This window comes from Methanoculleus taiwanensis (assembly GCF_004102725.1).
Classification (GTDB): Archaea; Halobacteriota; Methanomicrobia; order Methanomicrobiales; family Methanoculleaceae; genus Methanoculleus_A; species Methanoculleus_A taiwanensis.
Genome location: NZ_LHQS01000001.1, coordinates 485839 through 508890, shown reverse-complemented (window position 1 = coordinate 508890; position 23052 = coordinate 485839). Strand labels below are relative to the sequence as shown.

At 60.9% G+C, this 23052-nt stretch carries 24 protein-coding genes; 12 read left to right on the top strand and 12 right to left on the bottom strand.

Translation table 11 applies throughout. From position 1 onward, the window contains the following. Positions 1–106 precede the first annotated feature (106 nt). The 4 genes from ABH15_RS02615 (at position 107) to ABH15_RS02600 (ending at position 4256) form a co-directional block, all read left to right on the top strand. A complete protein-coding gene (locus tag ABH15_RS02615) occupies positions 107–1390 on the top strand; it encodes a COG1361 S-layer family protein (RefSeq protein ID WP_241647984.1) in 1284 nt (427 codons plus the stop codon). Between the two features lie 18 nt (positions 1391–1408). After that, the gene (locus ABH15_RS02610) at positions 1409–2083 is read left to right on the top strand and encodes an ABC transporter ATP-binding protein (protein ID WP_128692798.1); all 675 of its coding nucleotides are present in this window, start codon (positions 1409–1411) and stop codon (positions 2081–2083) included. Next, positions 2080–3303 carry an ABC transporter permease gene (locus ABH15_RS02605; protein WP_128692797.1) on the top strand — a complete coding sequence of 408 codons (1224 nt, stop codon included), beginning with the start codon at positions 2080–2082 and terminating at the stop codon, positions 3301–3303. The genes ABH15_RS02610 and ABH15_RS02605 overlap by 4 nt, the downstream gene beginning before the upstream one ends. Before the next feature lie 263 nt (positions 3304–3566). Continuing rightward, positions 3567–4256: a PEGA domain-containing protein gene (locus tag ABH15_RS02600; protein WP_128692796.1), complete on the top strand. Its 690-nt coding sequence runs from the start codon at positions 3567–3569 to the stop codon at positions 4254–4256. 47 nt (positions 4257–4303) lie between these two features. Here the strand turns inward: ABH15_RS02600 and ABH15_RS02595 are convergent, their stop codons facing one another. The 8 genes from ABH15_RS02595 to ABH15_RS02565 form a co-directional block, all read right to left on the bottom strand. Continuing rightward, entirely contained in the window at positions 4304–4819 is a 516-nt protein-coding gene (locus tag ABH15_RS02595; protein ID WP_164913615.1) for a GNAT family N-acetyltransferase, read from the bottom strand. A gap of 167 nt (positions 4820–4986) precedes the next feature. Then, the gene (locus ABH15_RS02590) at positions 4987–6852 is read right to left on the bottom strand and encodes a clostripain-related cysteine peptidase (RefSeq protein ID WP_164913614.1); all 1866 of its coding nucleotides are present in this window, start codon (positions 6850–6852) and stop codon (positions 4987–4989) included. Between the two features lie 81 nt (positions 6853–6933). Next, positions 6934–7749, bottom strand: coding sequence for a MerR family transcriptional regulator (locus tag ABH15_RS02585; protein WP_241647983.1), 816 nt, complete (start codon positions 7747–7749; stop codon positions 6934–6936). 117 nt (positions 7750–7866) lie between these two features. Further along, positions 7867–8643 carry a tetratricopeptide repeat protein gene (locus tag ABH15_RS02580; protein WP_164913613.1) on the bottom strand — a complete coding sequence of 259 codons (777 nt, stop codon included), beginning with the start codon at positions 8641–8643 and terminating at the stop codon, positions 7867–7869. Between the two features lie 94 nt (positions 8644–8737). After that, complete coding sequence (locus tag ABH15_RS02575) at positions 8738–9574, bottom strand: tetratricopeptide repeat protein (RefSeq protein ID WP_128692791.1); 837 nt, start codon at positions 9572–9574, stop codon at positions 8738–8740. A gap of 88 nt (positions 9575–9662) precedes the next feature. Beyond that, positions 9663–9779: a cyclophilin-like family protein gene (locus ABH15_RS13855; RefSeq protein ID WP_206633408.1), complete on the bottom strand. Its 117-nt coding sequence runs from the start codon at positions 9777–9779 to the stop codon at positions 9663–9665. Further along, the gene (locus tag ABH15_RS02570) at positions 9746–9925 is read right to left on the bottom strand and encodes a hypothetical protein (protein ID WP_206633407.1); all 180 of its coding nucleotides are present in this window, start codon (positions 9923–9925) and stop codon (positions 9746–9748) included. Before ABH15_RS02570 ends, ABH15_RS13855 begins: the two co-directional genes overlap by 34 nt. A 13-nt stretch (positions 9926–9938) precedes the next feature. Then, entirely contained in the window at positions 9939–10805 is an 867-nt protein-coding gene (locus ABH15_RS02565) for an NAD(P)-dependent oxidoreductase (RefSeq protein ID WP_206633406.1), read from the bottom strand. Positions 10806–11035: 230 nt separating this feature from the next. Between ABH15_RS02565 and ABH15_RS02560 the strand changes: the two genes are divergently transcribed. Next, positions 11036–12046 carry a S1C family serine protease gene (locus ABH15_RS02560; RefSeq protein ID WP_241647982.1) on the top strand — a complete coding sequence of 337 codons (1011 nt, stop codon included), beginning with the start codon at positions 11036–11038 and terminating at the stop codon, positions 12044–12046. A 39-nt stretch (positions 12047–12085) separates the two neighbouring features. On the opposite strand, the gene ABH15_RS02555 is transcribed toward ABH15_RS02560, so the two are convergent. Beyond that, positions 12086–12508 carry a hypothetical protein gene (locus ABH15_RS02555; protein ID WP_128692789.1) on the bottom strand — a complete coding sequence of 141 codons (423 nt, stop codon included), beginning with the start codon at positions 12506–12508 and terminating at the stop codon, positions 12086–12088. Positions 12509–12524: 16 nt separating this feature from the next. After that, complete coding sequence (locus tag ABH15_RS02550) at positions 12525–12959, bottom strand: nuclear transport factor 2 family protein (protein WP_128692788.1); 435 nt, start codon at positions 12957–12959, stop codon at positions 12525–12527. Between the two features lie 137 nt (positions 12960–13096). Here ABH15_RS02550 and ABH15_RS02545 point away from each other — a divergent pair, with 137 nt between their 5' ends. Beyond that, complete coding sequence (locus tag ABH15_RS02545) at positions 13097–13858, top strand: TrmB family transcriptional regulator (protein WP_128692787.1); 762 nt, start codon at positions 13097–13099, stop codon at positions 13856–13858. A gap of 15 nt (positions 13859–13873) precedes the next feature. Here ABH15_RS02545 and ABH15_RS02540 read toward each other — a convergent pair whose 3' ends face one another. Next, complete coding sequence (locus ABH15_RS02540) at positions 13874–14308, bottom strand: HNH endonuclease (RefSeq protein WP_128692786.1); 435 nt, start codon at positions 14306–14308, stop codon at positions 13874–13876. Between the two features lie 169 nt (positions 14309–14477). Between ABH15_RS02540 and ABH15_RS02535 the strand changes: the two genes are divergently transcribed. Beyond that, positions 14478–16016, top strand: a complete 1539-nt coding sequence (locus tag ABH15_RS02535; RefSeq protein WP_128692785.1) for a sodium-dependent transporter — start codon at positions 14478–14480, stop codon at positions 16014–16016. 153 nt (positions 16017–16169) lie between these two features. Next, positions 16170–16829, top strand: coding sequence for a M48 family metalloprotease (locus ABH15_RS02530; RefSeq protein ID WP_128692784.1), 660 nt, complete (start codon positions 16170–16172; stop codon positions 16827–16829). A gap of 9 nt (positions 16830–16838) precedes the next feature. Here the strand turns inward: ABH15_RS02530 and dinB are convergent, their stop codons facing one another. Further along, complete coding sequence (gene dinB / locus ABH15_RS02525) at positions 16839–17933, bottom strand: DNA polymerase IV (protein WP_128692783.1); 1095 nt, start codon at positions 17931–17933, stop codon at positions 16839–16841. 732 nt (positions 17934–18665) lie between these two features. Here dinB and ABH15_RS02520 point away from each other — a divergent pair. From ABH15_RS02520 to ABH15_RS02505, 4 genes are read left to right on the top strand one after another with little or no spacing between them, the layout of a single operon-like run. After that, a complete protein-coding gene (locus tag ABH15_RS02520; RefSeq protein ID WP_164913612.1) occupies positions 18666–19076 on the top strand; it encodes a molybdopterin dinucleotide binding domain-containing protein in 411 nt (136 codons plus the stop codon). A 2-nt stretch (positions 19077–19078) separates the two neighbouring features. Further along, the gene (locus ABH15_RS02515) at positions 19079–20455 is read left to right on the top strand and encodes a formylmethanofuran dehydrogenase subunit B (RefSeq protein WP_128692782.1); all 1377 of its coding nucleotides are present in this window, start codon (positions 19079–19081) and stop codon (positions 20453–20455) included. A gap of 3 nt (positions 20456–20458) precedes the next feature. Then, positions 20459–22162, top strand: a complete 1704-nt coding sequence (locus tag ABH15_RS02510) for a formylmethanofuran dehydrogenase subunit A (protein ID WP_128692781.1) — start codon at positions 20459–20461, stop codon at positions 22160–22162. Between the two features lie 10 nt (positions 22163–22172). Continuing rightward, positions 22173–22973 (top strand): formylmethanofuran dehydrogenase subunit C, encoded by an 801-nt coding sequence (locus ABH15_RS02505; protein WP_128692780.1) that lies wholly within the window; start codon positions 22173–22175, stop codon positions 22971–22973. The last annotated feature ends 79 nt before the right edge of the window (positions 22974–23052 follow it).

Here is a 23052-nt window from a genome sequence, read left to right as displayed (position 1 = left end):
AGGACAAACGGATAGTGCGGGGAGAATGGGTCGCAGAAAGATGAAAGGAGCCGGACGGGTCCCGTGAACATCTCTCTGCCCGCATTTTCGAATGAGGAGAACAGCTATGAAACAGAACATATGGATTTTGATCCTTCTTGTCTCGTCCATCGTCGGGATAACCGCAGCAGCCGAGACGAACACGGCAGCAACCAGCACAGCCACGGATACCTCGCCGGAGGCACTGATCGCGGTCACCGGTGTTACCGTCAGCCCTGGGATCTTCATGCGTGGAGATACAGGCACGGTGGCGGTCGAGATCACGAACACCGGGACGGAAGGCGTCGCCATCAGCAGGGCTACGCTGTACCCGAACGGGGTCACCGTCATCAACGACCGGACCTACGACTCCGTAGGTACCATAGGCCCGGGGAACAGCATGACGTTCACCTTCACCGTGAAGGCCGATACTTCCGACGGCATCTACTATCCACAGTTTTACCTGGATCTCCGGGACGGCGGGAGCATCCGCTACTACGTTCCGGTGAAGGTGGAGAGCACCGGCATTCAGGTTTCCATCCTGGATGCTCCGGAGACCTACCCGGCAAACAGCAAGGATACAGTGACACTCTCCGTCGGCAATCCCCGTGAAAACGCCGTGAGCGGCGTCACCGTCGTGCCGCAGGGAGAGGGGATCACCACCACGCAGTCGGCCGTCTTCCTCGGCGCCCTGCAGCCGGACGCGGAGAAGAACGTGAGTATCGAGGTCGCAGCAGCGGAGTCGACCGAGCTCACCTTCGACGTATCCTACCGGAACGGGATCAACGAGCACCACGCAACGCTCACCATCCCGGTGGAGGTCGGGGACCGCTCGGTGCAGCCCGAACCGGTGGTCAATAACGTCGAAGTGGCGCAGAGCGGCACCGGGTACACGCTGACCGGAGATGTGACCAATGCCGGTCTGAAAGACGCGTACTCGGTCAGAGTTACCGTTGACGAACCTGCAAAAGCCACAGGCTCGTACCCGGTCTATGTCATCGGCGCGCTCGAACCCGACGACTTCTCGAGTTTCGAGGTGACGTGCAGTGCACCGGGTGCATCCAGCATCCCGCTGGTCGTCCAGTACAAGGATGAAGACGGCAACACCTTCGAAGAGACCGTGACCATCTCGCTTACGGGCACCGGACAGACGGCGGCAGCAGGCAATACCGACGCCAAGCAGGCTCCGGCAGGCATGACCGGCCGCCCCGGAGGGATGAGCATGTTCGGAGGGGCCGGCAGCGGATTCGGGCAGATCCCTGTTCTGGAGATCGTCCTCGTTGTCATCGGCGGTGTCGTTCTCGTAGTCGCGTGGCGGAAAGGGTATATCGGAAAGATCCGTGACAGGGTCAGGAACCGATCCCGTAAATAGAGTGGGGAGGTAAAAACCGTGAGCAGCAGCCCGGTAATCGAGCTTGACGATGTCAGGAAGGTCTACCCTCTCCCCGCAGGCGATGTCGTGGCGCTCGACGGGATCTCCCTCTCCATCAGGGAGGGGGATTTCGTCGCTATCATGGGGCCTTCGGGGTCGGGAAAATCCACCCTCCTCAACCAGATCGGCTGCCTCGACCGCCCGACGTCGGGCGACCTCTTCCTGGCAGGGAAGAACACGAGGGAGATGGACGACCGGGAACTGACCAATCTACGGCTCTCCGAGATCGGCTACATCTTCCAGAAGTTCAACCTCATCCCCCTCCTGACCGCATACGAGAACGTCGAGTATCCCTACATCATGAAACACCGGAAGAACGACGACACCGGGCACGTGAGCAATCTCCTCGCTCTCATCGGGATCGATGAGGCGCTTGCCACCCATAGACCGAACGAACTCTCCGGCGGCCAGCAGCAGCGGGTGGCCATCGCCCGGGCGCTCGTGAACGATCCTGCGATCCTGCTCTGCGACGAACCGACCGGAAACCTGGATTCCCGGACGGGTGAACAGATCATGGACGTGCTCTCAGGTCTCCACCGGAAGGGCCGTACGATCATCATGGTGACGCACGAATCGGAGATTGCGGCATATGCTGAACGGACAATCACCATCCGGGACGGGAGGGTGGCATGATCGGGAAAGACATCATTCTCCAGCTCTCGGTGAGAAGTGTCCGGCTCCACTTCCTCAGGTCCGTCCTTGCCGCCCTCGGCATCGTGATCGGGGTCGTCGCCATCGCCGCAATGGGCATGATGGGCGCGAATATGACACTGTCGGTCACGGACGACCTCTCCGAAATGGCGAACGTCCTCACCGTCACGGCCTACACCGGAAACGGAGGAGGGGGCGGCTTCGGGCCGCCTGGAGGAGGAGGAAGTTCGTCCGGCAGTGACGATGAACTGCTGACCGAAAGCCAGTTTCGGGACATCGAAAAGATAGCTGCAAAATACGGGACGGTATACGCTGTATACCAGGAATCCGATACTATCGAGATAGGGGACGATACCAGAAAGGCGACCATCTACGGGCTCGATCCCGACGTAATCCCGGAGGTCCTCACTCTCGCGGAAGGGGCATACCCGAAGAGCACCGCCTCGGTTGTGGTCGGGCCGACTATTGCCGAACGCAACGACCTGAAGATCGGGAGCAAGATCGATATCGGCGACTCCGACGAGGGAAGTACCACAACCGTCCGCGTCGTCGGCATCCTCGAGGAGCGCGGCATGTCGATGGACCTGAGTACGGACTCGGCGATTATAGGGAGTGAGAAGCTCTTTGTCGGCATCTACGGCGGCGAAGGTGAGTATAAACAGGTCAACATCGCCGTGGACAACTTAGACGACGTCGACACCGTCAAGACAGAGATAGAGGAGCAGCTGAACAAGAAAAACGATGAGGTTACGGTCTCGGACAGCAGCAGGATGCTGGAGAGCATCACCTCGACGCTCTCGACGATGACGACGTTCGTGATGGCGATAGCAGGGATCTCGCTTCTCGTCGCCGCGGTCTCGATCTTCAACGTCATGATGATGTCGGTGAACGAACGGATCAGGGAGATCGGCATCCTGCGGAGCATCGGTACGCAACGGGACGAGATCCTGAAGATGTTCGTCTACGAGGCGGGGATCCTCGGGCTCGTGGGTGCGGGCATCGGTGCCGTCTTAAGTCTCGCCATCGGCTACGTGGTGGTGCTCGGGATGGTCGGGACCGCCGAGTACTTCTTTGCGCCCGACAGCATCGTGTACGTCCTTATGGCCACGCTCGTCGGCATCGTCATCTGCGTCGTTACCGGCGTGTACCCGGCATGGAGGGCGTCGAACCTCGACCCGATCGAGGCACTCCGGGCGGAGTAGAGTGAGAGCATCCCGCATTCCCCCACTCACCCCGGAATAGGAGATCTCCGCGGAGGTGAAGCGAACGGTTGCAGCTTCGTGTGAGCGAACCCGGCATATAAACCGGCAAACCGGGAAAGCATGGAAGCAGCATGCCCCTCAAAACAAACCGGAACCCTGAAAAGCAGGCGAGAAGCATTCAGAAGTAAGAAGTCTGCAGGTGAGCGGGAGTGCCCAACGGGCGGTCGTGATGCGGATTTCGTGATACTTCGGATGTGAAGAGAATGCAGATAAAAACCCTCGCAAAAACCTTCTCAGCGACAATCGTCCTGCTGCTCCTCGTCGGCATCACCGGAACGGCTGCAGCCGAGACCATCGGCGGCGACCAGGGATGGTACGTCGTCCACGCCAACGTCGACGGCGCCGACGTCTACTTCGACGGCGACTACAAAGGACAGATCGCAAACGGTGAACTGAACGTCCCGATCTACACCACCGGAACACCCTACCAGACCTACACAGTCTCAAAGGAGGGCTATACGACTTTCACCGATCAGGTTAGCCAGTTCCCGGCAAAGGGCGAGACCGTCGACCTTTACGCGACCTTAAATCCGGCAACCCCCACTCCGGGACAGATCGGCGGTGACCAGGGCTGGTACGTCGTTCACGCCAATGTCAATGGTGCCGAGGTTTACTTCGACAACGAACACAAGGGCACCATCAGCGACGGGACCCTGAGCGTACCGGTCTACACCACCGGAACCCCTTACCAGACCTTCGCCGTCTCGAAGGCAGGATACTCGACCTACACCGGCGAGATCAGCCAGTATCCCGCAAAGGGCGAGACCGTTGACCTCTACGCAACCTTAAACCCGGCAACCCCCGCCCCGACGCAGCAGACGCCCGTCAGCCCGATCACCGTTCTGATCGGTCTCCTTGGAGCGGGCATGCTCCTCGTGTTCCGGCGTGCATAATCTGAAAAACCAGACACTCTTTTTTCCGAAAGATCGGATGACCGGCGTCACGCCCGGTTCAGCACGTACCGCCGGGACAGGCGGCCGTCCAACTCGACGGTACCGACCGCCCGCATGCCGAGTCGTTCGGCAACCCGCCCCGATGCAGGATTTTCAGGAGATGAATCGACGACAATAGTGTCCCAGCGTCGGAGTGAGAAGACGTACTCGATCATCCTCCTGCTCGCTTCGGTCGCGTACCCCTTCCCCCAGTGCCCGGGGAAGAAGGCGTAATACAGCTGGACGGTATTCCCGTCGTCCATCGGTGCGAACCCGCACGATCCGATAATCTCCCCGGTATCCCTTCTGGTCACGGCAAAGGCGAATATCGGTTCGTCCGTGGCATACGACGCGATGAGCATATCCAGAAAGGCAGCGGTCTCCTCGCGGGTCTGCCCCTCCGGCAGATCGGTATACCGGGTGACCCGGGGATCGTTGAAGAAACAGACGAGGGAGTCAAGGTCGTCAGGCAGGTAAGGGCGGATACGAAGACGATCTGTGAGGAGTGTTTCGGGAATCGGCATGCAGATCGTACCACTATGGCTCCTCATCGCCAGTATCTTTTCCGGTCACATAAGCAGCGGGCACGATGTTGCTGCCCGTCCTTCGCCGCCAGAGGATGTGTTCAGAAAAGATGTCTCGGGATAGGGAGGGCACTAAAAAAGGTGCGGAAATTCTCTGCACGGATCTCTTACACAACCTCGACGGCAACCGGATCCGACCACGCGACGTTGCCGTTGAAGTCCTCGGCGATGAGGCCATAAGAGTAGCTGCCGACAGGCAGCAGCCCGTAGGAGAGGCGGGTGGTTTCGGTCACGGTGATGCTCCCGAGCGCCACGCGTTCAGGGCATTCCGTCGATTCGTCATCGACTACCGAGTAGGCGGTGAGATGATCTCCCGGGAGGAGGGAGTCGTCGTCCCACCCCTCTGCCCAGGGTGCCGGTTTTCCCGCATCATCGAGATCGTAGAACTCGAGGACGAGCTCGCTCTCGTGCGTCGCGGGATCGATGTAGGCATTCAGCTCAGCGCGGGAGAGCTCATCGCCCCGGATCACCTCGACCGGGGCGGAGTAGACAGCGCAGCCGTCACCGATCTCGCCCTCATAGACCAGGTGCAGGAGCAGCCCTGTTCCGTCACCGGCGTCGAGCGAGTACCACTCACCGTCCCACCCGGGAACGGCAAACCGTCCGGCGGTATCGGGCGCGACCGGCACTGCTCCTATCGGCAGGGAGGCATCCTCCGTCTCGACGCAGTAAGCGACCGTCACTTCGGCAACGGCGAGGTTGTCGGAGACGGTGAACGTCCGGCCGTCGCCGGTCGGGGCCAGCACCGGCGCTTCGGCATCCCGGGACTTCGTCTCGACGTACGCATCGAAGAACGCGTCCCACGCCGGCGAGACGGTTGCGTTGCCACGATATTCCACGAGCGTATCGCTCGTGATGTATCGCGGCGAGGCTATCGCGACACCGCCCGTCCGTGTAAAGAGCCCATCATCCCGCGCATAGAGCACGAACCGATCGAGCGCCGCGATAAGCCGACCGCTCTCTGCCGCGGCGGCGGGAACGGCTTGCTGGAGGCGGAGGGCGAGATCGGTGAGGTCAAGGGAGGTCTGCACACCCTCGGACGGGATCGAGTCGAAGGCCTGGGCGTGCCAGAGCGATCTCCCGACCGGCTCGAAGGCGCCGTTTTCAACCTCGCCGCGAAGCGTGGTTCCAAGGCCGTCGAGCGCCGCCAGCGCCTCGCCAGTCCTCCCGAGATCGATCAGCGCGAGCGTCTTTTTATCGTCAGGATTCTCCATAAAGGAGTCGACCACGAATCTGCCGAACGCCTCGGGGGGCATGCAGGGGTTCTCCGAGAGCTCGCGTCCTATCGGTTCATACTCCCAGCCGCTCCCGGGCTCGGTCTCCTCCGATGCGAGGAGCAGTCCGGCATGCGGCTCGAGCACGCCGGCCACCTCGATCATGCTCATCAGGCAGGCGTCGAACCCGATGATGTCATACCGGCTCTCTCCCGCTGCAAAGGCGGCGCCGAGTTCGTCGAGGGGCAGGTCATCGCCCGAGACTTCATCGCAGCCAAATCCTCGATAGCCATCGCCGTGATCCCAGAGGATTACGTAACGCTGCCCATAGCCCTCGAACCCGTCGACGTAGGCGAGAAAGCCCGCGAGGGTGTCGGGATCGCCCATATTGGCGCCGGGGTACTCCTCAAGGAAATACGCGTCGTTCCCGATCTCCCCGTCGGCAGCGTCCTCCCGGAGCTCCGTGATGGAGGCGATCCTCATCCCGCGCCACCCTTCCTTCTCCGCTCCGCCGTACGCGACCACGACACGGCACTCCTCTGGAGGGGCGGAAAAACCGGAGACCAGAGCCAGAAGATCGGCGGTTCCTGCTCCCTCTTCACTCTCGAGATCCGACCCGACCATATATATGGCGAGAAGCGTCCCTCCGCCGCTTTCACCCGAAGCGAGGCATCCCGGGCAGCACATGCACAGGACGAAGAGGAGAAACACACACCCGGCGGAAAGGAGAGGAGACGATCCAGAACGGTCACGCTGCATGGAATAGCGTGCAGAACGAGCAGATATCAACATTGCCGTTTTGGTGTCCCAAAACCGAGATCACGTTCGCGGAAAAAGAGGTTATGCTTCCCGAACCGGGAACTGCACCTCGGTCAGGAGCTCGGTCTCGGGAACCTCTGCGGGGTCGTTGAAGTAGAGTTCGCGGGTCGGGCCTGCGAGAGCGAGGGCGTGTCCACCGATATACGCGAAGATCTTCTCGTACGCAGCCCCGACACCGGAATACGGGCCGGTGTGGAGCACGGAGACGACCCGTGCCGCGGGAAGGGTGCGGACTTCGATTGCAGCGGTATCGACGGCGACCCTGCCGGTGATCGGGATGGCGATCTCGATATCGGCGTCCGTCTCCCGGTACTCCTCGTCGTGGCAGATGAAGATGATGGGGCCGGCCATCTTCGCAGCAGACTGTTGTCCGTTCCCGGCCTCGAAGAACGCACAGAGTTCGCCGATCAGTCGCGGGATCGCCTCCTGGTAGACGCCCCGCTCCCTCCTGCTGAGTACCCGGAGGGCAGGGATTTCCTTGATTTCAGGTTCGGTAATCGACATACGGAATCCTCCGAAGAGCGGATCCTGCTGCTGCAGGACCTCCTGCACCGCATGCAGCCTGCGGATCTCGTGCTCTGTCGCGACAAGCCTCTCCGCAAAGAGAGTGCGCACCCTCCCGGCGTCGCCCTGCTCCTTTGCAGAGAGAAGAGTCGCGGCCTCATCCAGGGAAAAACCGAGCCAGAGGAGGTTTTTGATCCGGACAGCCCGCTCGATCTGGGCGTAGGTGTAGTAGCGGTATCCGGTGCAGATATCACGCTCGGCAGGGACGAGGAGCCCCTTCTCGTCGTAGAGCCGGAGAGCCTTCGGCGAGAGGTGCGTGATCAGCGAGAACATTCCAATAGAGATCCGATCGGTTGCCATGTGATACGATCATGCTGTTGGCTCGCCGGGGTAATCAACAGTCGGAGTCTCCCCCGGGGCAGGGTTTCCGGAAAAACGCTGCCGCCCCCGTCACCACCCCTCCAGAATTCGTCGGAGCATATCCCGGGCCTGGCTGGTCAGCATGCACGACGGATCGAGCGCGAGCGATTTCTCGGCGCAGAGAAGTGCCGGCCGATAGAGACCCAGGTGACAGAGGACACAGCAGGTCATACTCCATGCGACCGCGTGCCGCGGATTGATGGAGAGCGCACGGTTAAAGCACGAGAGCGCCTGCCGGTACTCCCCGAGGGCGTAGAGCGCTCCGCCCTTCAGACTCCAGGCGCGGGCGCTCTCCGGAACGTCGGCAAGCGCCCTGTCATAGCAGGCGACGGCCTCGCCGTAGCGGTGCCGGGAGAGGTGAACGTAGCCGAGATCGATCCATGCTCCGACAAAGTGCGGGTTGTCGTCGAGGAGACTTTCAAAACAGGCGACAGCCTCTCCCGCTCTTCCTAGGGCGGCGAGAACCCCTCCCCGGTGGTAACGGGCGGCGGGATGGGATCTGTCCAGTTCGAGCACCCGGTCGTAGCAGGCCAGGGCATCATTGAGTCTTCCCCGCCGGCGATGCATCATTGCCCGTGCAAGCCATGCCGGGACAAGAGAGGCATCGAGATCAAGAGCCCGCCCGAAACAGTCCATCGCTCCCCGACCGTCCCCCCGGAGATCGAGAACCGCTCCCCTGAGACTCCAGGACAGAGCGCTCTTTGGATCTATTCTCCACAGGTGCCAGAGATCGGACACCTCTGCCGCACCGCACCGCCACCCGGTCTCCGGGCTCACCGTAACGCTTCGAACCTCTGCCGGTTGCACTCTCGACACTCCCCCCGGCATGCTATCACTCCGGGGTACACGATAAAACTGTCCCCGCTCCCGGACGGTCGTGCGGAAGCGGAGCCTGAGCAGATCAGTCGCCGATGAGTTCCAGCAGCCGTTCACGAACCTGCAGGGTCACGGAACAGTCCGGCTCGAGTGCGAGCGCCCGATCGGCGCAGGTGAGGGCATCCCGGTACCGCTCCATGCGGAAAAGCACGCTGCACTTCATGCTCCACCCGGAGGCCGAGGCGGTATCGAACTCAAGCACACGGTCGAAGCAGGAGAGGGCCTGACGGTACTCTCCCGAAGCGTAGAACGCCCCGCCCTTCAGGCTCCAGGCGCGCGTATTCTCGGGGTCGGAAGCGAGTGCCCGGTCGTAGCAGGAGAGGGCATCCTCATAGTGCTGCCGGGTGAAATGGGCATACCCGAGATCGATCCATCCCGGGACGAAATCCGGGTCGAGAGCGAGCGCTTTCTCATAGCAGGTGACCGCTTCCTGCACCCGGCCGAGCGCCATGAAGACACCGCTCCGGTTGTACCAGGCGATAACGGAACCCGGGTCGAGAGCAAGCGCACGGTCGTAACAGTCCAGCGCCTCGGCGAGTCTGCCCCGCCGCCGGTGCATCATCCCACGCGAGATCCATGCCGGAACGAATCCGGGATCGATCGAAAGTGCCTCCGTAAAACAGGCCAGTGCATCCTGATCCCGGTTCTGGAGTTCAAGAAACACACCTTTGTTGTTCAATAGTTTCGGATTCTTCGGATCGGTCAGGAGCGCCCGATCAAAACAGCCGACCGCATCGTCAAACCTTCCTTCCCGGGCACAGGCGATCGCGGCGCTGTTCCATGCCCTCTCGTGGTCGCGGTCGTGCCGGGGCACACCTGACTCTTCCTCTCTCCCCCCGAAGAGGTGCCCGAGTATTCCCATCCCTGACGCTTCCCCCTGTAACGATGCTTACACTCACCGAGGTCTGATATAACAGTATCCCCCGGGCACGGGCATCGGCAGGAGGGGATCAGACCTTCTCCACCCTGACCACCCCTGCTCCCCGGGCATCCCGCAGCCTCGCGGCATCGCCCCGGATCCGCCCGATGATATTCACGGGACTTGCCGGGACGGGGCGATCGTCCATACTCGCCGGAGTTCACCTCGCTTGTCGCAGTCTCGTCGGGCGGCATCGAGGGGAAGCACGCGACCTATCTCGCCTGCACAGGCGGTATCGAAGAGTTCGGCGTCGAAAGTCGTCCCCTTCATCAGGATCCGGATCGGTATCGGCATAAGAAAATATCCGTCAATAGTCCCTCAGCACCGTATAGAGGGCGGAGAAGTCAAGGTCGTCGATACCCCGCATCCGCACGAGGCCATAGAGTTCCTTGGTGATGCTGCCGGTGAAGAGCGGCCGCCGCAGATCGCGTGCCAGGTCCTGCAGGTAGTGGAGATCCTTGTAGATCAGCGCCGATGAGAAGTGAGTGGAGAAATCCTCGCTGACGAGTTTCTCCCGCTTGCCGGCGAGCACCGCCGAGTTTCCCGCACCGGCAAGGAGGATATCGACGGCGGTTTCGCGATCGATCCCCGCCGCCTCGCCGAGGGCAACCGCCTCCGCAGATGTCGCCATCAGAGTGCCGAGCACCAGATTGTTGATGAGCTTCATGCGGGTTGCACGTCCGGGCTCGCCGAGGTAGAAGAGCGTCTTCGCGAGCACCTCGAGGATCGGGCGGGCACGTTCGCAGGCATCCGCGTCGCCGGAGACGAGCACCGTCAGGGCACCCTGCGACGCGGGTACAACGCTCCCGAGCACGGGGGCTTCGAGGTAGGATGCGCCGTGCTCCCGGACGATCCCGTGGAACGCCGCCACCCGCTCGAAGTGATTGGTGGACGTATCGACGACGATCTTTCCTGCACAGTCACCGGCGAGAAGCCCGTCCGGAGAGGTGAGAACAGACTCGACCGCGTCGCTGTCAAAGAGGCTGAGGATGACGATATCGGCTCCGCCGATCAGTGCCGCAGGGTTCTCCGCCACCGGAAGGCCGAGAGCTTCCGCCTTCGCTCGTGTCCTATTCCAGACAACCGGTTCGACTCCTTCGGCTTTGAGCCGCCCAACCATGACGCTCCCGAGGTGGCCGAGGCCGATGAACCCCACCTTCATACGATTCGACATGGATGATAGGGAGAGGCCATGCCCTATAAACACCACGCTCGATGCGGCATGCCGGCAAAGGAGGCACAATGGGGCTCACCTATTCAAAGACTTTAATGCCCGGTAATCCGAAAACAAGGCACCAGAAAGGGATTCCAACACTAACCAAAAGTAAATTTAGATTCATATACAAATATAATGGTGTAATGAATAAAAACAAAATAAAGCCATTTCATCTGCCGGAAGGCCATGTGCCTCCTCCAACCCCGGCGGGGCATGCGGATACCCCCGGAACCGAAGAATCGGATGCGGAGCTCCTCGACGCATATTCCCGCGCCGTGATCCGCGTGGTAGAGGCCGTAGGCCCTGCTGTAGTGAGCGTTGCCGTGGGAAAGCAGGTGCCGGGGCACGGCGGCCAGCAGATAGGGGGCGGTTCCGGCGTGATCGTCGCTCCTGACGGATATATCCTGACGAACGATCACGTCGTTCACCGGGCAGGCACCATCGAGGTGCGGCTTGCAGACGGAACACCCCTGCCCGCCCGGGTAGTCGGCACCGACCCGGCCACCGACCTTGCTCTCATCCAGGCAAAAGGAAACGATCTCGCCTGTGCACCGCTCGGCGACTCGCGATCACTTGCGGTCGGCCAGCTCGCGATCGCTATCGGCAACCCGCTCGGGTTCCAGTCCACCGTCTCGACTGGCGTGCTGAGCGCGCTCGGACGGGCACTTAGGGGGCGCGACGGCCGTCTTATCGAGGACGTCATCCAGCATACAGCACCCTTAAACCCCGGAAACTCCGGCGGACCGCTGGTCGACTCACGCGGTCGGATTATCGGGATCAATACCGCGATCATCGCTCTTGCGCAGGGTATCGGCTTCTCAATACCCGCCGATACGGCAAAACGGGTCGTCCCGGAGCTGCTCGCCTACGGCAAAGTAAAACGTGCCCATCTCGGTATCGGATGCCAGATCCGCCCGCTCAATCCAGGGGTGGCAGCCGGATACAACCTGAATGCGGGGTACGCCGTCGAGGTTGTCACCACAAACCCCGGGAGCCCTGCAGCCCGGGCGGGGATCCGGGTCGGAGACCTGATCGTCGCCGTCAACAGCCTCCCGGTAGGAAGCATCGACGACCTGCATCGCATCCTTGCCGGATGCCTTATCGAAGAGCCGGTGACCGTCACCGTCATCCGCGGCGGGCGGCGTATCGACCTTACGGTAAACCCCATCGGCACCGACAGATCTATTGCCGTCAGGTAGCACCGGCCTGCAACAACCCTTCCACTCCGCTCCCCCGGATCACGGGAGAGAAGGAGACGGGGAGACAGAAACGGGCGTCGGGGTCGCGGGACTGACGGTGGTTCTGCTCGTGTGCAGGATGACGCCGCCGGTGTTCCGAACCTCGATCGCAAGCTCGGTAGCGTCGCCCGGCAACCGGGGAACGACGAAGACGATCGGGTTGTCCCCGGTGATATTCTCGTACACCATCGCCTGGCGCGACTCGACGGTCGTGCCATTCCGGAGGATGGTGTAGTTGACAACGTAGGTTCCGGGAGTATCGGTCCGGGGAATGACATTGAAGACGACCCGGTCGTCGTAGCCCTCGGTCATCTGATGGAATTCAGAGGCCGGCGGTGCTGCCGGCCTTTCTGTCGTGAGGCAGCCCGCAATGCAGCATACCGCAAGCAGGATGCCGATACAGATTGTGTGATACTCTCGCATTGGTCGTTTCTCCTCTTCACAGATAGCCGGGCGGCGCGTGCTCACCTGACGCCCGGCATGGTTCGATGACGGCCGGAAGACGCCAGAGACCGTCCCGTGCAGTGAGCGCCATTCTCCCGCCGCCGAAGAAGTAGACATCCCGCTGCAGCGCACCGCCCGGGAACCGCCATCTCACGGAGAATTCCATCTCGGCGGTCTCGTCCGGAGAGACGGTAAACCGGGTGATCTCAAACCCCTCCATCGTCACACCTGCGGTGACGTACGGCCGGATCTGCTCCTCGGCCGCTGCATCCTCAGAGAGGAGAGCAGCAATGCCGGGGATATCACCCGTATTGAAGGACTCCTGATACAACCTGAAGGTCTTATCCGGCGGAGCGGCTCCCGATAGGCCGAAACCTCCGCGGGAGGAGAGAAACAGGAGGGAAATATGTCGCAGGATGCTTGCTGTCATAGATAAACCGTACACCAGGTAAGCCGGAATCAATGGCGCTTGCAGGAAATGTATGATGGAAAACTACTAAAGGGTGTGTCGTAAGAACTACGACAATAACCGAAGAGTTAACCGGGAGAGACGCCCGGATTGTACTCATGGATCTTCGAGCTCTCCAGGAGATCGGCATGAGTGAAGCGGAGATCAGTGTCTATACGACACTCATAGCACACAACCCGCTCTCTGCCAGGGAGATAGCAGAGAAGTCAGGACTGTATCGCCCGTATGTCTACGATACGCTGGCCAAACTGACGGAGAAGGGACTTGTCACCCGGGCAATACTGCCGAAGGCGAACGTCTACCAGGCCGCCCATCCGGACAGGATCGTGAGGATAATCGAGGAGCGGCGGGTGCGGGTGCTCGAAGCGGTCGCAACGCTCCGCGAGACCTATCATGAGTCGAAGGCGGATACCGCCGTCAGGATATACGAAGGGAACGAAGGGCTCAAATCCTTCTACGAGGAACTCTACGCCGCCATCAAGGATGAAGAAACAGAACATCTCTACGTCATCGGAGGCACCGGGGAGGCGGCGAACCACCTCGAGTACTACTTCCCGAAACTCCTGCAGCGCGGCGCCGCTGAGCAACTTCACCGGCGGGTCGCTATCAGAATGATCTACAACGCTTCGGCACGCGGATCGGAGCTTGCGCGATCATACGGCGACCTCATCGATCTGAAGTTCACGCCGCCGAACCGCGACGCCGGAGCGACGACGATCATCACCGATACGATGATGGCGATCATGGTGCTCAGGGAGAGGCCGTTTGTCCTCTGCACCGCTAACCGGCATATCGTCGGAGCCTACAGAATCCTCTTCGACCGGCTCTGGGAGATGGAGGAGGAAAACTCATCGGCGTGAGGCAGAGCGTTGCAGTCACGCGTCCCGCTTCTCTGCCCGCACCAGATCGAGCACCCGCGCCACCCGCTCGTGCCCGCCCTCCCGCCGAAGCTCGGTATGCACCCGGGCGTGGCAGAACTCGCAGAGGGTGGCGAGGTTTTCAGCACTGTCGTGCGTATTGTCTCCGTCGATGTGGTGGATATGCAGATTCTCCTCCCCGGAACAGATGACACAGCGGTTGCCGTCTCGCTCAAGGACGAGGGTTCTGACCTTCTTCCAGCCCTTCAGGGCATATTTGCCCCGTGCCCGTATCGGGAGATCGTACTCCCGGCACCGGAGCGGGCGTGCTGTCCGGTCGGCGAAGGGGCAGCGGTAGCAGAGGGGGAGAAACCCGTTCAGGCCGGGGTTGCCGTCGCAGAGGGCGCCGCCCGCCGGATCGAACGCCCCGAGATCCAGTTGTATCTCACTCACGCTGGATTCATGTCGTCCGCGGGAGTGAAATAAGTATTCGATGCCGGGGAAACAGGCGCCCTTGACAGCGGAAGAGCCCGAAAGCCCCCTTTGAGGGCACAGTATCGCGATCAAGATCAGGAGCGGGAACAAAACCTCTTTCCGGCTTCGGGCGCAAGATTTCAGAACGATGAGTAGCGAACAGCAGTGGAGTTCCCGGCTTACCTTTATCCTCGCCGGGATCGGGGCGGCAATTGGCCTTGGGAACCTCTGGCGCTTTCCCTACGTCTGCTACGACAACGGCGGCGGAGCGTTCCTGATCCCGTATGTCGTCGCCCTGCTCTTTGCAGGCATTCCGCTCTGGCTGATGGAGAGCGCCCTCGGGTACCGGACACGGGCGGGAGTCCCCGGATCGTTCCGGCTGCTCATCGGCCGGAATACCGCCTGGATCGGCTGGCTGGTCGTGATCCTGACCGTGATCCTGATGGCGTACTACTCGGTGATCATGGCCTGGGGCGTGAACTACATCGGGTTTGCCGCGACGCTCGCCTGGGGGTCGGATCCCGAAGGATTCTTTTACGCCACCTTCCTTTGCCTCTCACCCGATATCTTTACGCCAGGCGGCATGAACTGGCCGGTCGTCCTCGGTGCCGTCATCTCCTGGATAGCGGTATATATCTCGATCTTCCGCGGGATCAGAAGCGTCGAGAAGGTCGTCTGGCTGACCGTACTCCTCCCCTGGGTCTTCCTGATCGTCATGGTCGTCCGGGGCGTGACGCTCCCGGGGGCGATCGACGGGCTTGCCTACTACCTTACGCCGGATTTCGCAGCGCTCACAAGACCCGGCGTCTGGGTGGCCGCTTTCGGGCAGATCTTCTACTCGCTCTCGATCGGTATGGGAATCATGATCGCCTACGCAAAATTTCTCCCTGACCAGCACGACCTCGTCAGGAGCGGGTTTCTGATCTGCATCGCGAACGGTATCACATCGTTCGTCGCCGGGATCGCCGTCTTCTCGACCCTGGGCTACCTCGCCCACACCACCGGCGTCCCGGTTCCGGACGTCGTGCAGGGTGGGATCGAACTCGCATTCGTGGTCTACCCGGCGGCTATCAGCCTCCTGCCTCTGGCTCCGGGGGTCTTCGGCATCCTCTTCTTCCTGATGTTCGTCACCCTCGCCGTCGATTCCATCTTCGCGGCGGTCGAGGGGATCAGCATATCGCTCCAGGACTACATCAGCACGCCGCCCATGCTCCTCTCCGCCATGGTCTCTCTGGGAATCTTCCTCGCCGGCCTGATCTTCATGACGGAAGGAGGGCTGTACTGGCTCGATCTCATCGACTCCTACTACAACTCGTTTGCAATCCTTATCGTCGGCATCCTGGAGGCGGTCGTGATCGGTCACCTGTACGGTGCCGGGCGGCTTCGCGGGTTCATGAACGCGTCGGCGTCCCACCCGGTCGGCAGGTGGTGGGATATCAGCATCAGGTACCTCGTTCCCGCCGTCCTGATCGTCGCGGTCGCCACAAACCTGATCGCGAGGATCGGCACGCCCTACGGGGGATATCCGCCCCTCGCACAGGCGGTCGGGTGGGCTTTCGTCCTCGGCACCCCGATCGCCGCCGTCGGGGTATCCCGGCTATTCGAAGGCGGCCACGGGACGGACGGGCATGCCGAAGGCCTGCCGCAGCCCGAACCGGCGGACGCCGGACAGGTGATCCGGGACTGATGTCCCCGCACGACGGATCGTGACGAATGAAGAGGGCATGATCTCCAGAGCCTCTCGTCGAAAAATGCTCCAATTCTGACGGGGAACCTTTACGGCGATTATTATATTCCGATAAAGTATATATCACATTACAATAAAACGTCTGAGCACGGCATGGAGAGCGACGCCAGCGATACACGGTTCTTCCGGATCTTCAGCGAACTGCAGGCGAAGGGTCTGATCGCCGAGAAGCGGCGGCTCCGGGAGTGCCCGGTAACCCTGAACGTGCAGGGGTTCATGCGGAGCATCCGGTACCGCCGGGCGTTCTACGATGCGAAACTCAGCCGCCTGAGCGACGATGCCCTTCGGTTCATTCTCCTGCATGAAGAGGGACATATCAGGAAGGGGTCGCTCGCCCCTTACGGGATCGTCGCACTCCCCCTGCTCCTTCTGATCGCACTCACCCGCTCTCCCCTCCCCGACGCAGGGCTCGCGACGCTGGAAGGGTTCCTCGGCCCGGTGCCGACGAAAGTTCTGCTCATCGCGGCCACACTCGCCGTCATGCTTCTCATCTACCGACTCTTCTACCGCCGGATGTACGACGAGGAGTTCACCGCCGACCGGTATGCCGCCGGAGTGATGAAAGCGCACTACCATATACACGAGCCTTCACGGCTCCTCCTCGGGATCCTCACCGATATCAGCGCCGGCACGAGTCAGGGCCGGATCGCCGCAAGCCTCCACCCCCCTTCCTGCAGGCAGTTCTCCGGGTACTTCCCCCCCTTCGAGGAACGGGTGCGGCGGATCCGTATGGACGTGGACGGGAAGCGGTGACGACGGGATTCATCCCCGTTCCGGCGCGAGGAACTCGTCGAGCGAAGACTGCCTCCCCTCGTGCCGGTCGAACCCCGAGAGCCGGAGCCCGATCAGCCTGACGAATCGCCCGTCGAGGAACGCGGCCAGCAGCTCACGGGCACCCTCGCGGATCACCGCCGGGTCGCTCGTGGCGTGATCGAACGTTCGCGAGCGGGTATGGGTGGCAAAACCGCGATAACGCACTTTTACCGTCAGCGTCCGGAACGCCGGCGCCTCCTTCGCGAGCGTTCCGGCTAGGTCGGCGGCAAGGAAATCCATGGCCGCCCCGAGAAAGCGGGGATCGTCCATATCCTCCGCAAACGTCGTCTCCCTGCTGATCGACTTCGCCCCTTCACGCACCTCCACGCGGCGCTCGTCCCTGCCGAGCGCGAGGTCGCGGATCCGGACGCCCCCACTCCCGAACCGGGCGATCAACTCCTGAACGTCATACGCCGCCAGATCGCCGACCGTCCGGACACCCATCCCGGCAAGCTCCGCCCCGGTCTTCTTCCCGACGCCCGGGATCTTCCCGACCGGGAGCGGGGCGAGGAACGCTGCAACCCGATCAGGCGGGACGACCGTCAGGCCGTCAGGCTTCCGATAGTCCGAAGCGATCTTGGCGACGACCTTGCTCGGCCCGATCCCGACCGAGCAGGTGAGCTCCTCCGCCTCCATGACCGCCTCCTTCAGGCTCCGGGCGAGTTCTTCTGCCTCAGTATAGCTCCCGATGCCGGTGAGGTCGAGGTAAGCCTCATCGATACTCACCTGCTCCATTCTCCCGGCATACTGCCCGAGGATCTGCATCACGTTCCCGGAGACCCGGACGTAGAGGCGGCGGTTCACCGGTAGAAAGACGGCATGCGGGCAGAGATCGAACGCACGGGAGATCGGCTGACCCGAGTGGATGCCGTACCGCCGTGCCTCGTAGGAGCAGGTACTGACGACGCCCCGTCCCGCCCCGCCCCGTGGGTCGGCCCCCACGACGACCGGAGAGCCCCGAAGAGCAGGCCGCTCCCGAACTTCGATAGAAGCGTAGAAACTGTCCATATCCACATGGAGGATGATCCGGTCATCGCCAGCCATGAACGGTACAGTTCTGAGCCGTCCCGAAGATAAAGGCATGCCGCCCCGCCCGAAAGTGAGACGGCACCACCCGGGATCGCGATCCCGATACCATCGGCTCTTCCCGCCTCCCGGTCTGCAGAACAGGCTCCCCGGACGGCCTGGTACAGTGCCGGAAGGCGCATCGCATTCTGCGCTTTTTCCCGGATCCGAACACACCATGCTCTTTTCCAAAAGGATTTACCCTGCAGTCCGCCGAGGAGGGGGCAGACCCGGCAGGAGAGGAGTTAAGTACATCTGAAACAGGTCGCACATCTGCTCCACCGGGGAAACGTTGTGAGAGAGGGGCAGATAATACGACCCATACTCGTTGACAGGGAGATCCGGGTTAACCCGATTAAATTTACAAAATACGGGCACTATTTTCGATTTAACGGCAGGAAAACCATAGGAATGGTTAAATACAACTCATTACAACGCTTTGTCGGGATACGTCTCCGACCGGCAAATGCACCCCGAGAAGTTGCTCCACACACCTCTCCGGCGTGAACGGGCGGCCGCCCGAAATCGGGGGCGGCGCTATGCCCGGTCGGGCATAATCGTCTCGCAAAAGGCCGGGATGACCCCATATCGCAGTCACGGCAGGACAGCGATACTGTCACTCTCCGCTCCGTAAGCCCGTTATGGACTTTAGGGGCAGGAGGCATTCCGTTTGCCATCGAATGAGCACGTGATGCATGAAGAGGTAAAGGTATGGTAGACAAACTGACGCTAAATATGATCACCCAGCGCTCCATCGAAGAAGGTGTTGCGATGGAGAAAGGAAAAACGACGCAGGAATACTTCGAAGCCTGCTCAATCATCGAGATGAATGAAGAGGATATCAGAAAACTCGGCCTCTTGCCGAACCAGCTCGTGAAAGTAACGAGTGAATGCGGGAGTGTCATCGTAAAGGCCATCAAGGGCCGCCAGACGGTCTATCCTGGCCTCGGACATATCCCCCAGGGCGTCTGGGCAAACCAGATCGTCCCGCCGCGGACGCAGGCGACCGGAGAACCCCAGTACAGCGGATTTCCCGCGACGGTCGAGTCCGCACGGGGAGAGAGAAGGAAGAGCGCACTCGAGTGCGTTCAGGGAGCCGTAGGGCTGTGGAGGAGTGATTAACGATGCCAAAGAAGATTGAAAACGTCGGATGTCCCTACTGTGGCGTCTGCTGCGACGACCTCGTCGTGACCGTCTCCGACGACGGAAGACATGTCCTCGAGGTCGAGAACGCCTGTGCTATCGGGAATGAGATCTTTCACCACGCCTCCGGTGACAACCGGATCAAGCTGCCCCGTCTCCGCCAGCCGGACGGCACCTACAAGGACATCAGCTACGATGAAGCAGTCGACTACGCGGCAAAAGTTCTGGTCAAGGCGAAAAAACCCCTCATCTACGGCTTCGGCTCGACAAACTGCGAGGGAATGGCCGCCGCAGCCAAGGTCGCCGAGAAAGCGGGAGCGGTGCTCGATAACTGTGCCTCGATCTGCCACGGCAGCTCATTCCTGGCTATCTTTGACAACGGCTACCCGAGCTGCACCCTTGGAGAGACCAAGAACCGGGCGGACGTCATCGTCTACTGGGGCTCTAACCCGGCACACGCTCACCCGCGGCACATGTCCCGTTACTCGATCTTCCCCCGTGGCTTCTTCACCGGAAAGGGTCACAAGGGCCGGAAGATCATCGTCATCGATCCGCGGTATACCGATACCGCCCGCGTCGCCGACATCTACGTCCAGGTGAAGCAGGGTCAGGACTACGATCTCTTCAACGCCTTCAGAACGGTCATCCATGGCGAGGACATCCCGGACGAGGTCGCCGGTGTGAAGAAGGAGCAGATCCTGGAAGTCGCCGATATCCTGAAGAAAGCCCGTTTCGGCACCATCTTCTACGGCATGGGTCTCTGCCACTCCGACGGCCGTAACCACAACGTCGATATCGCTATCAGCATGACCCGTGACCTGAACGACTTCACCAAGTGGACGATCATGGCAATGCGCGGTCACTACAATATCGCCGGTCCCGGTGTGGTCTGGGCGTGGACGACCGGATACCCCTATTGTATCGACATGAGCAAGAAAGACCACGCCTACATGAACCCCGGCGAGACGAGCTCGATCGACCTTGCCATGCGGGACGAGGTGGACGCCTTCTTCAACATCGGGACCGATGCAGGAGCCCACTTCCCGATCGAGGCCGTCAAGCACTTGAAGAAACATCCCTGGATCACCATCGACCCGAACATCTGTATGGCCAGCGAGATCGCCGACCTCCACATCCCGGTCGGCATCGTCGGCGTCGAAGTTCCGGGCATCGTCTATCGTATGGACAACGTCCCGATCCAGTACCGCCAGGTGCTGAACCCGCCTGAGGGCGTCATCAGCGACGAAGAGCTCTTCGAGCGGATTCACCAGCGGATCTGCGAGATCGAGGCTGAAGAAGGAATTACCCAGACGGGTGCAGCGGCAGCGGATACGCAGAAGTCCATCGTGGGGGAGTAAAGAATGAGTGAGATTATCATCAAGAACGGTTTCGTCTTCGACCCCCTGCAGGGCATCAAAGGCGACAAAAAGGACATCGCCATCAAGGACGGCAAGATCGTCGAGACGAGCGCCCTGAAAAACCCAAAGACGATCGACGCTGCCGGCATGACCGTCATGGCCGGCGGTGTGGACATCCACTCCCATGTCGTGGGACCGAAAGTCAACACCGGCCGTCTCTTCCGCCCGGAAGAAAAGCTCTTCAAAAATATCAAGAAGACCGCCAGCAGGATGGAGATGGGCACCTCAGTCCCATCCGTCTACAAGACAGGGTATGACTATGCCCGGATGGGATACTCCTACGTCAATGAAGCGGCAATGCCCCCGCTCCACTCGCCCCATGTTCACGAGGAGATCCGCGACACGCCCATCATCGACATATCCGCGATGCCTGTCTTCGGGAACAACTGGTTCTCTCTTGAGTACCTGAAGAACAACGAAATCGAGAATAACGCAGCATACACCGCCTGGCTGCTCCGCGCCACCCGCGGGTTCGGCATCAAGATCGTCAACCCCGGTGGCTCCGAAGCCTGGGGATGGGGTCTGAACTGTGCGAATATCCACGAACCGGTGCCGTACTTCGACGTCACCCCGGCGCAGATCATCAAAGGATCCATCGAGACGAACGAGTACCTCGGTCTCCCCCACTCGATCCATATCCACCCGAACAACCTCGGGAATCCCGGCAATTACGTCGATACGCTGGAGACGCTCAGGCTCGCCGAAGGCTACACCGCGAAGAACACCTTCGGCAGGACGCAGGTCATGCACCTCACGCACCTGCAGTTCCACTCCTACGGCGGCGAAGGATTCAACTTCGAGTCCAAGGTTCCGGAGATCATGGACTACGTGAACAGTCACGACAACATCACCGTCGATATTGGTCAGGTCACCCTCGACGAGACCACCACGATGACCGCCGATGGGCCGTTCGAGCACCACCTGCGGGCAGTGAACAACCTGAAGTGGGCAAACGTCGACGTCGAACTCGAGACCGCCGCCGGTGTCGTGCCGTTCATCTACAGTGCGAACAACAAGGCGAACGCCATTCAGTGGGCCATCGGCCTCGAAATCGGTCTCCTTGCAAAGGATCCGATGCGGACGTTCATCACCACCGATCACCCGAACGCCGGGCCGTTCACCCGGTATCCGCGGGTTATCAAGTGGCTGATGAGCGAGAGTGCACGTAACGAGCAGATCGATGCCTTCAAGCACCGTGACAAGGTCATCGACGCCACCAACATCGCCGGTATCGACCGCGAACTCACGCTCTACGAGATCGCCCAGATGACCCGTGCCGGTACCGCAAAGGCGCTCGGTATCGCCGACATGTACGGCGGCCTCGCACCCGGCATGGACGCCGATGTGGCCATCTACAACCTGAACGCAGATGCTATGCCCTCGGATGCGAACGAGATCGAGAAGGCATTCTCGCGGTGCGCATACATGATCAAGGACGGTGTGATCGCCGTTCAGGACGGAGAGATCGTCGCAGAACCCGCAAAGCGGACGATCTGGGTAGACGTCAAGGTTCCGGAGAACGCACAGGTCAACCGCGACATCTACGAGCATTTCCTCAAGCATTACAGTCTCAAACTCGAGAACTATGCGCTGTTTGATGAGCACCTGCACAACCCGAGGGTTATCGAGGTGCCTGCGGCGGAATGAGGTGGACGACATGAAGACGGTAACTCTGACATTAACCAAGCAGCCGGAACTCTATCTGGAGTGCGACAGTATCACCCCCGACGCCTTCGCCGGAAAGAAACCAGCAGAGATTGCAACTCTCGAGGTGTGGGAAGGAAAGGAGAAGATCCCCCTCGGAGACTTCTTCACGATAGAAGGCTCCGCAGGGGCGACACCCGCTGAGACGAAGATCATCATCAAGGGCGACTGCACCCGCGTGAAGAGGATCGGCCAGCAGATGACCGACGGTGAGATCGTCATCGAGAGCGACGTCGATATGTACATCGGCGGCTGGATGAAGGGCGGCAAAATCCACGTGAAAGGGAACGCCGACTCTTTCTGCGGCATCGGTATGGAAGGCGGCGAGCTCATCATCGACGGCAATGCCGGCCACCACGTCGGCGCGGCACCCCGCGGCGAGTGGAGGGGTATGAAGGGCGGCGTCATCCGAATCGGCGGAAACGTCGGCAACGATACCGCCACGTTCATCAACGGCGGAACCATCGTCATCGGCGGCGATGCCGATATCCACGTCTCAACCCACGGCGAGGGCGGCACCGTCATCGTCAAAGGGAACGCCAAGGGACGCGTCGGCGGCCAGATGGTAAAAGGCGAGATCTACGTCTTCGGCACGATCGAAAATCCCCTGCCGGGATTCAAGAAGATCGAGACCGTCGAGCGTGACGTCGAGGGCGTGCAGGCGCAGTTCGACCATTTCATCGGCGACCTCGGCGAGCGCCACCCGAAGGCGAAGGGGCAGCCCGTATACGCTCACCTCTACGTCAAGGCGTAACTACCCCCTCTCCTTTTTCTGGCTCCCGGACAGTATAGCGAATATAGTAAACATTATATTTTTGTAAATGAAACTAATT

Excerpts from the sequence above, each read along its gene's own strand:
- ABH15_RS02535 (WP_128692785.1), top strand. The coding sequence starts at position 14,478 with ATGAGTAGCGAACAGCAGTGGAGTTCCCGGCTTACCTTTATCCTCGCC.
- ABH15_RS02530 (WP_128692784.1), top strand. The coding sequence starts at position 16,170 with ATGGAGAGCGACGCCAGCGATACACGGTTCTTCCGGATCTTCAGCGAA.
- ABH15_RS02520 (WP_164913612.1), top strand. The coding sequence starts at position 18,666 with ATGGTAGACAAACTGACGCTAAATATGATCACCCAGCGCTCCATCGAA.
- ABH15_RS02575 (WP_128692791.1), bottom strand. The coding sequence starts at position 9,574 with ATGGGAATACTCGGGCACCTCTTCGGGGGGAGAGAGGAAGAGTCAGGT.
- ABH15_RS02585 (WP_241647983.1), bottom strand. The coding sequence starts at position 7,749 with ATGTTCTCGCTGATCACGCACCTCTCGCCGAAGGCTCTCCGGCTCTAC.
- ABH15_RS13855 (WP_206633408.1), bottom strand. The coding sequence starts at position 9,779 with ATGGACGATCGCCCCGTCCCGGCAAGTCCCGTGAATATCATCGGGCGG.
- ABH15_RS02590 (WP_164913614.1), bottom strand. The coding sequence starts at position 6,852 with ATGCAGCGTGACCGTTCTGGATCGTCTCCTCTCCTTTCCGCCGGGTGT.
- ABH15_RS02555 (WP_128692789.1), bottom strand. The coding sequence starts at position 12,508 with ATGCGAGAGTATCACACAATCTGTATCGGCATCCTGCTTGCGGTATGC.
- ABH15_RS02615 (WP_241647984.1), top strand. The coding sequence starts at position 107 with ATGAAACAGAACATATGGATTTTGATCCTTCTTGTCTCGTCCATCGTC.
- ABH15_RS02510 (WP_128692781.1), top strand. The coding sequence starts at position 20,459 with ATGAGTGAGATTATCATCAAGAACGGTTTCGTCTTCGACCCCCTGCAG.
- ABH15_RS02570 (WP_206633407.1), bottom strand. The coding sequence starts at position 9,925 with ATGCCGATACCGATCCGGATCCTGATGAAGGGGACGACTTTCGACGCC.
- dinB (WP_128692783.1), bottom strand. The coding sequence starts at position 17,933 with ATGGCTGGCGATGACCGGATCATCCTCCATGTGGATATGGACAGTTTC.
- ABH15_RS02565 (WP_206633406.1), bottom strand. The coding sequence starts at position 10,805 with ATGTCGAATCGTATGAAGGTGGGGTTCATCGGCCTCGGCCACCTCGGG.
- ABH15_RS02515 (WP_128692782.1), top strand. The coding sequence starts at position 19,079 with ATGCCAAAGAAGATTGAAAACGTCGGATGTCCCTACTGTGGCGTCTGC.
- ABH15_RS02595 (WP_164913615.1), bottom strand. The coding sequence starts at position 4,819 with ATGCCGATTCCCGAAACACTCCTCACAGATCGTCTTCGTATCCGCCCT.
- ABH15_RS02550 (WP_128692788.1), bottom strand. The coding sequence starts at position 12,959 with ATGACAGCAAGCATCCTGCGACATATTTCCCTCCTGTTTCTCTCCTCC.
- ABH15_RS02505 (WP_128692780.1), top strand. The coding sequence starts at position 22,173 with ATGAAGACGGTAACTCTGACATTAACCAAGCAGCCGGAACTCTATCTG.
- ABH15_RS02545 (WP_128692787.1), top strand. The coding sequence starts at position 13,097 with ATGGATCTTCGAGCTCTCCAGGAGATCGGCATGAGTGAAGCGGAGATC.
- ABH15_RS02600 (WP_128692796.1), top strand. The coding sequence starts at position 3,567 with ATGCAGATAAAAACCCTCGCAAAAACCTTCTCAGCGACAATCGTCCTG.
- ABH15_RS02605 (WP_128692797.1), top strand. The coding sequence starts at position 2,080 with ATGATCGGGAAAGACATCATTCTCCAGCTCTCGGTGAGAAGTGTCCGG.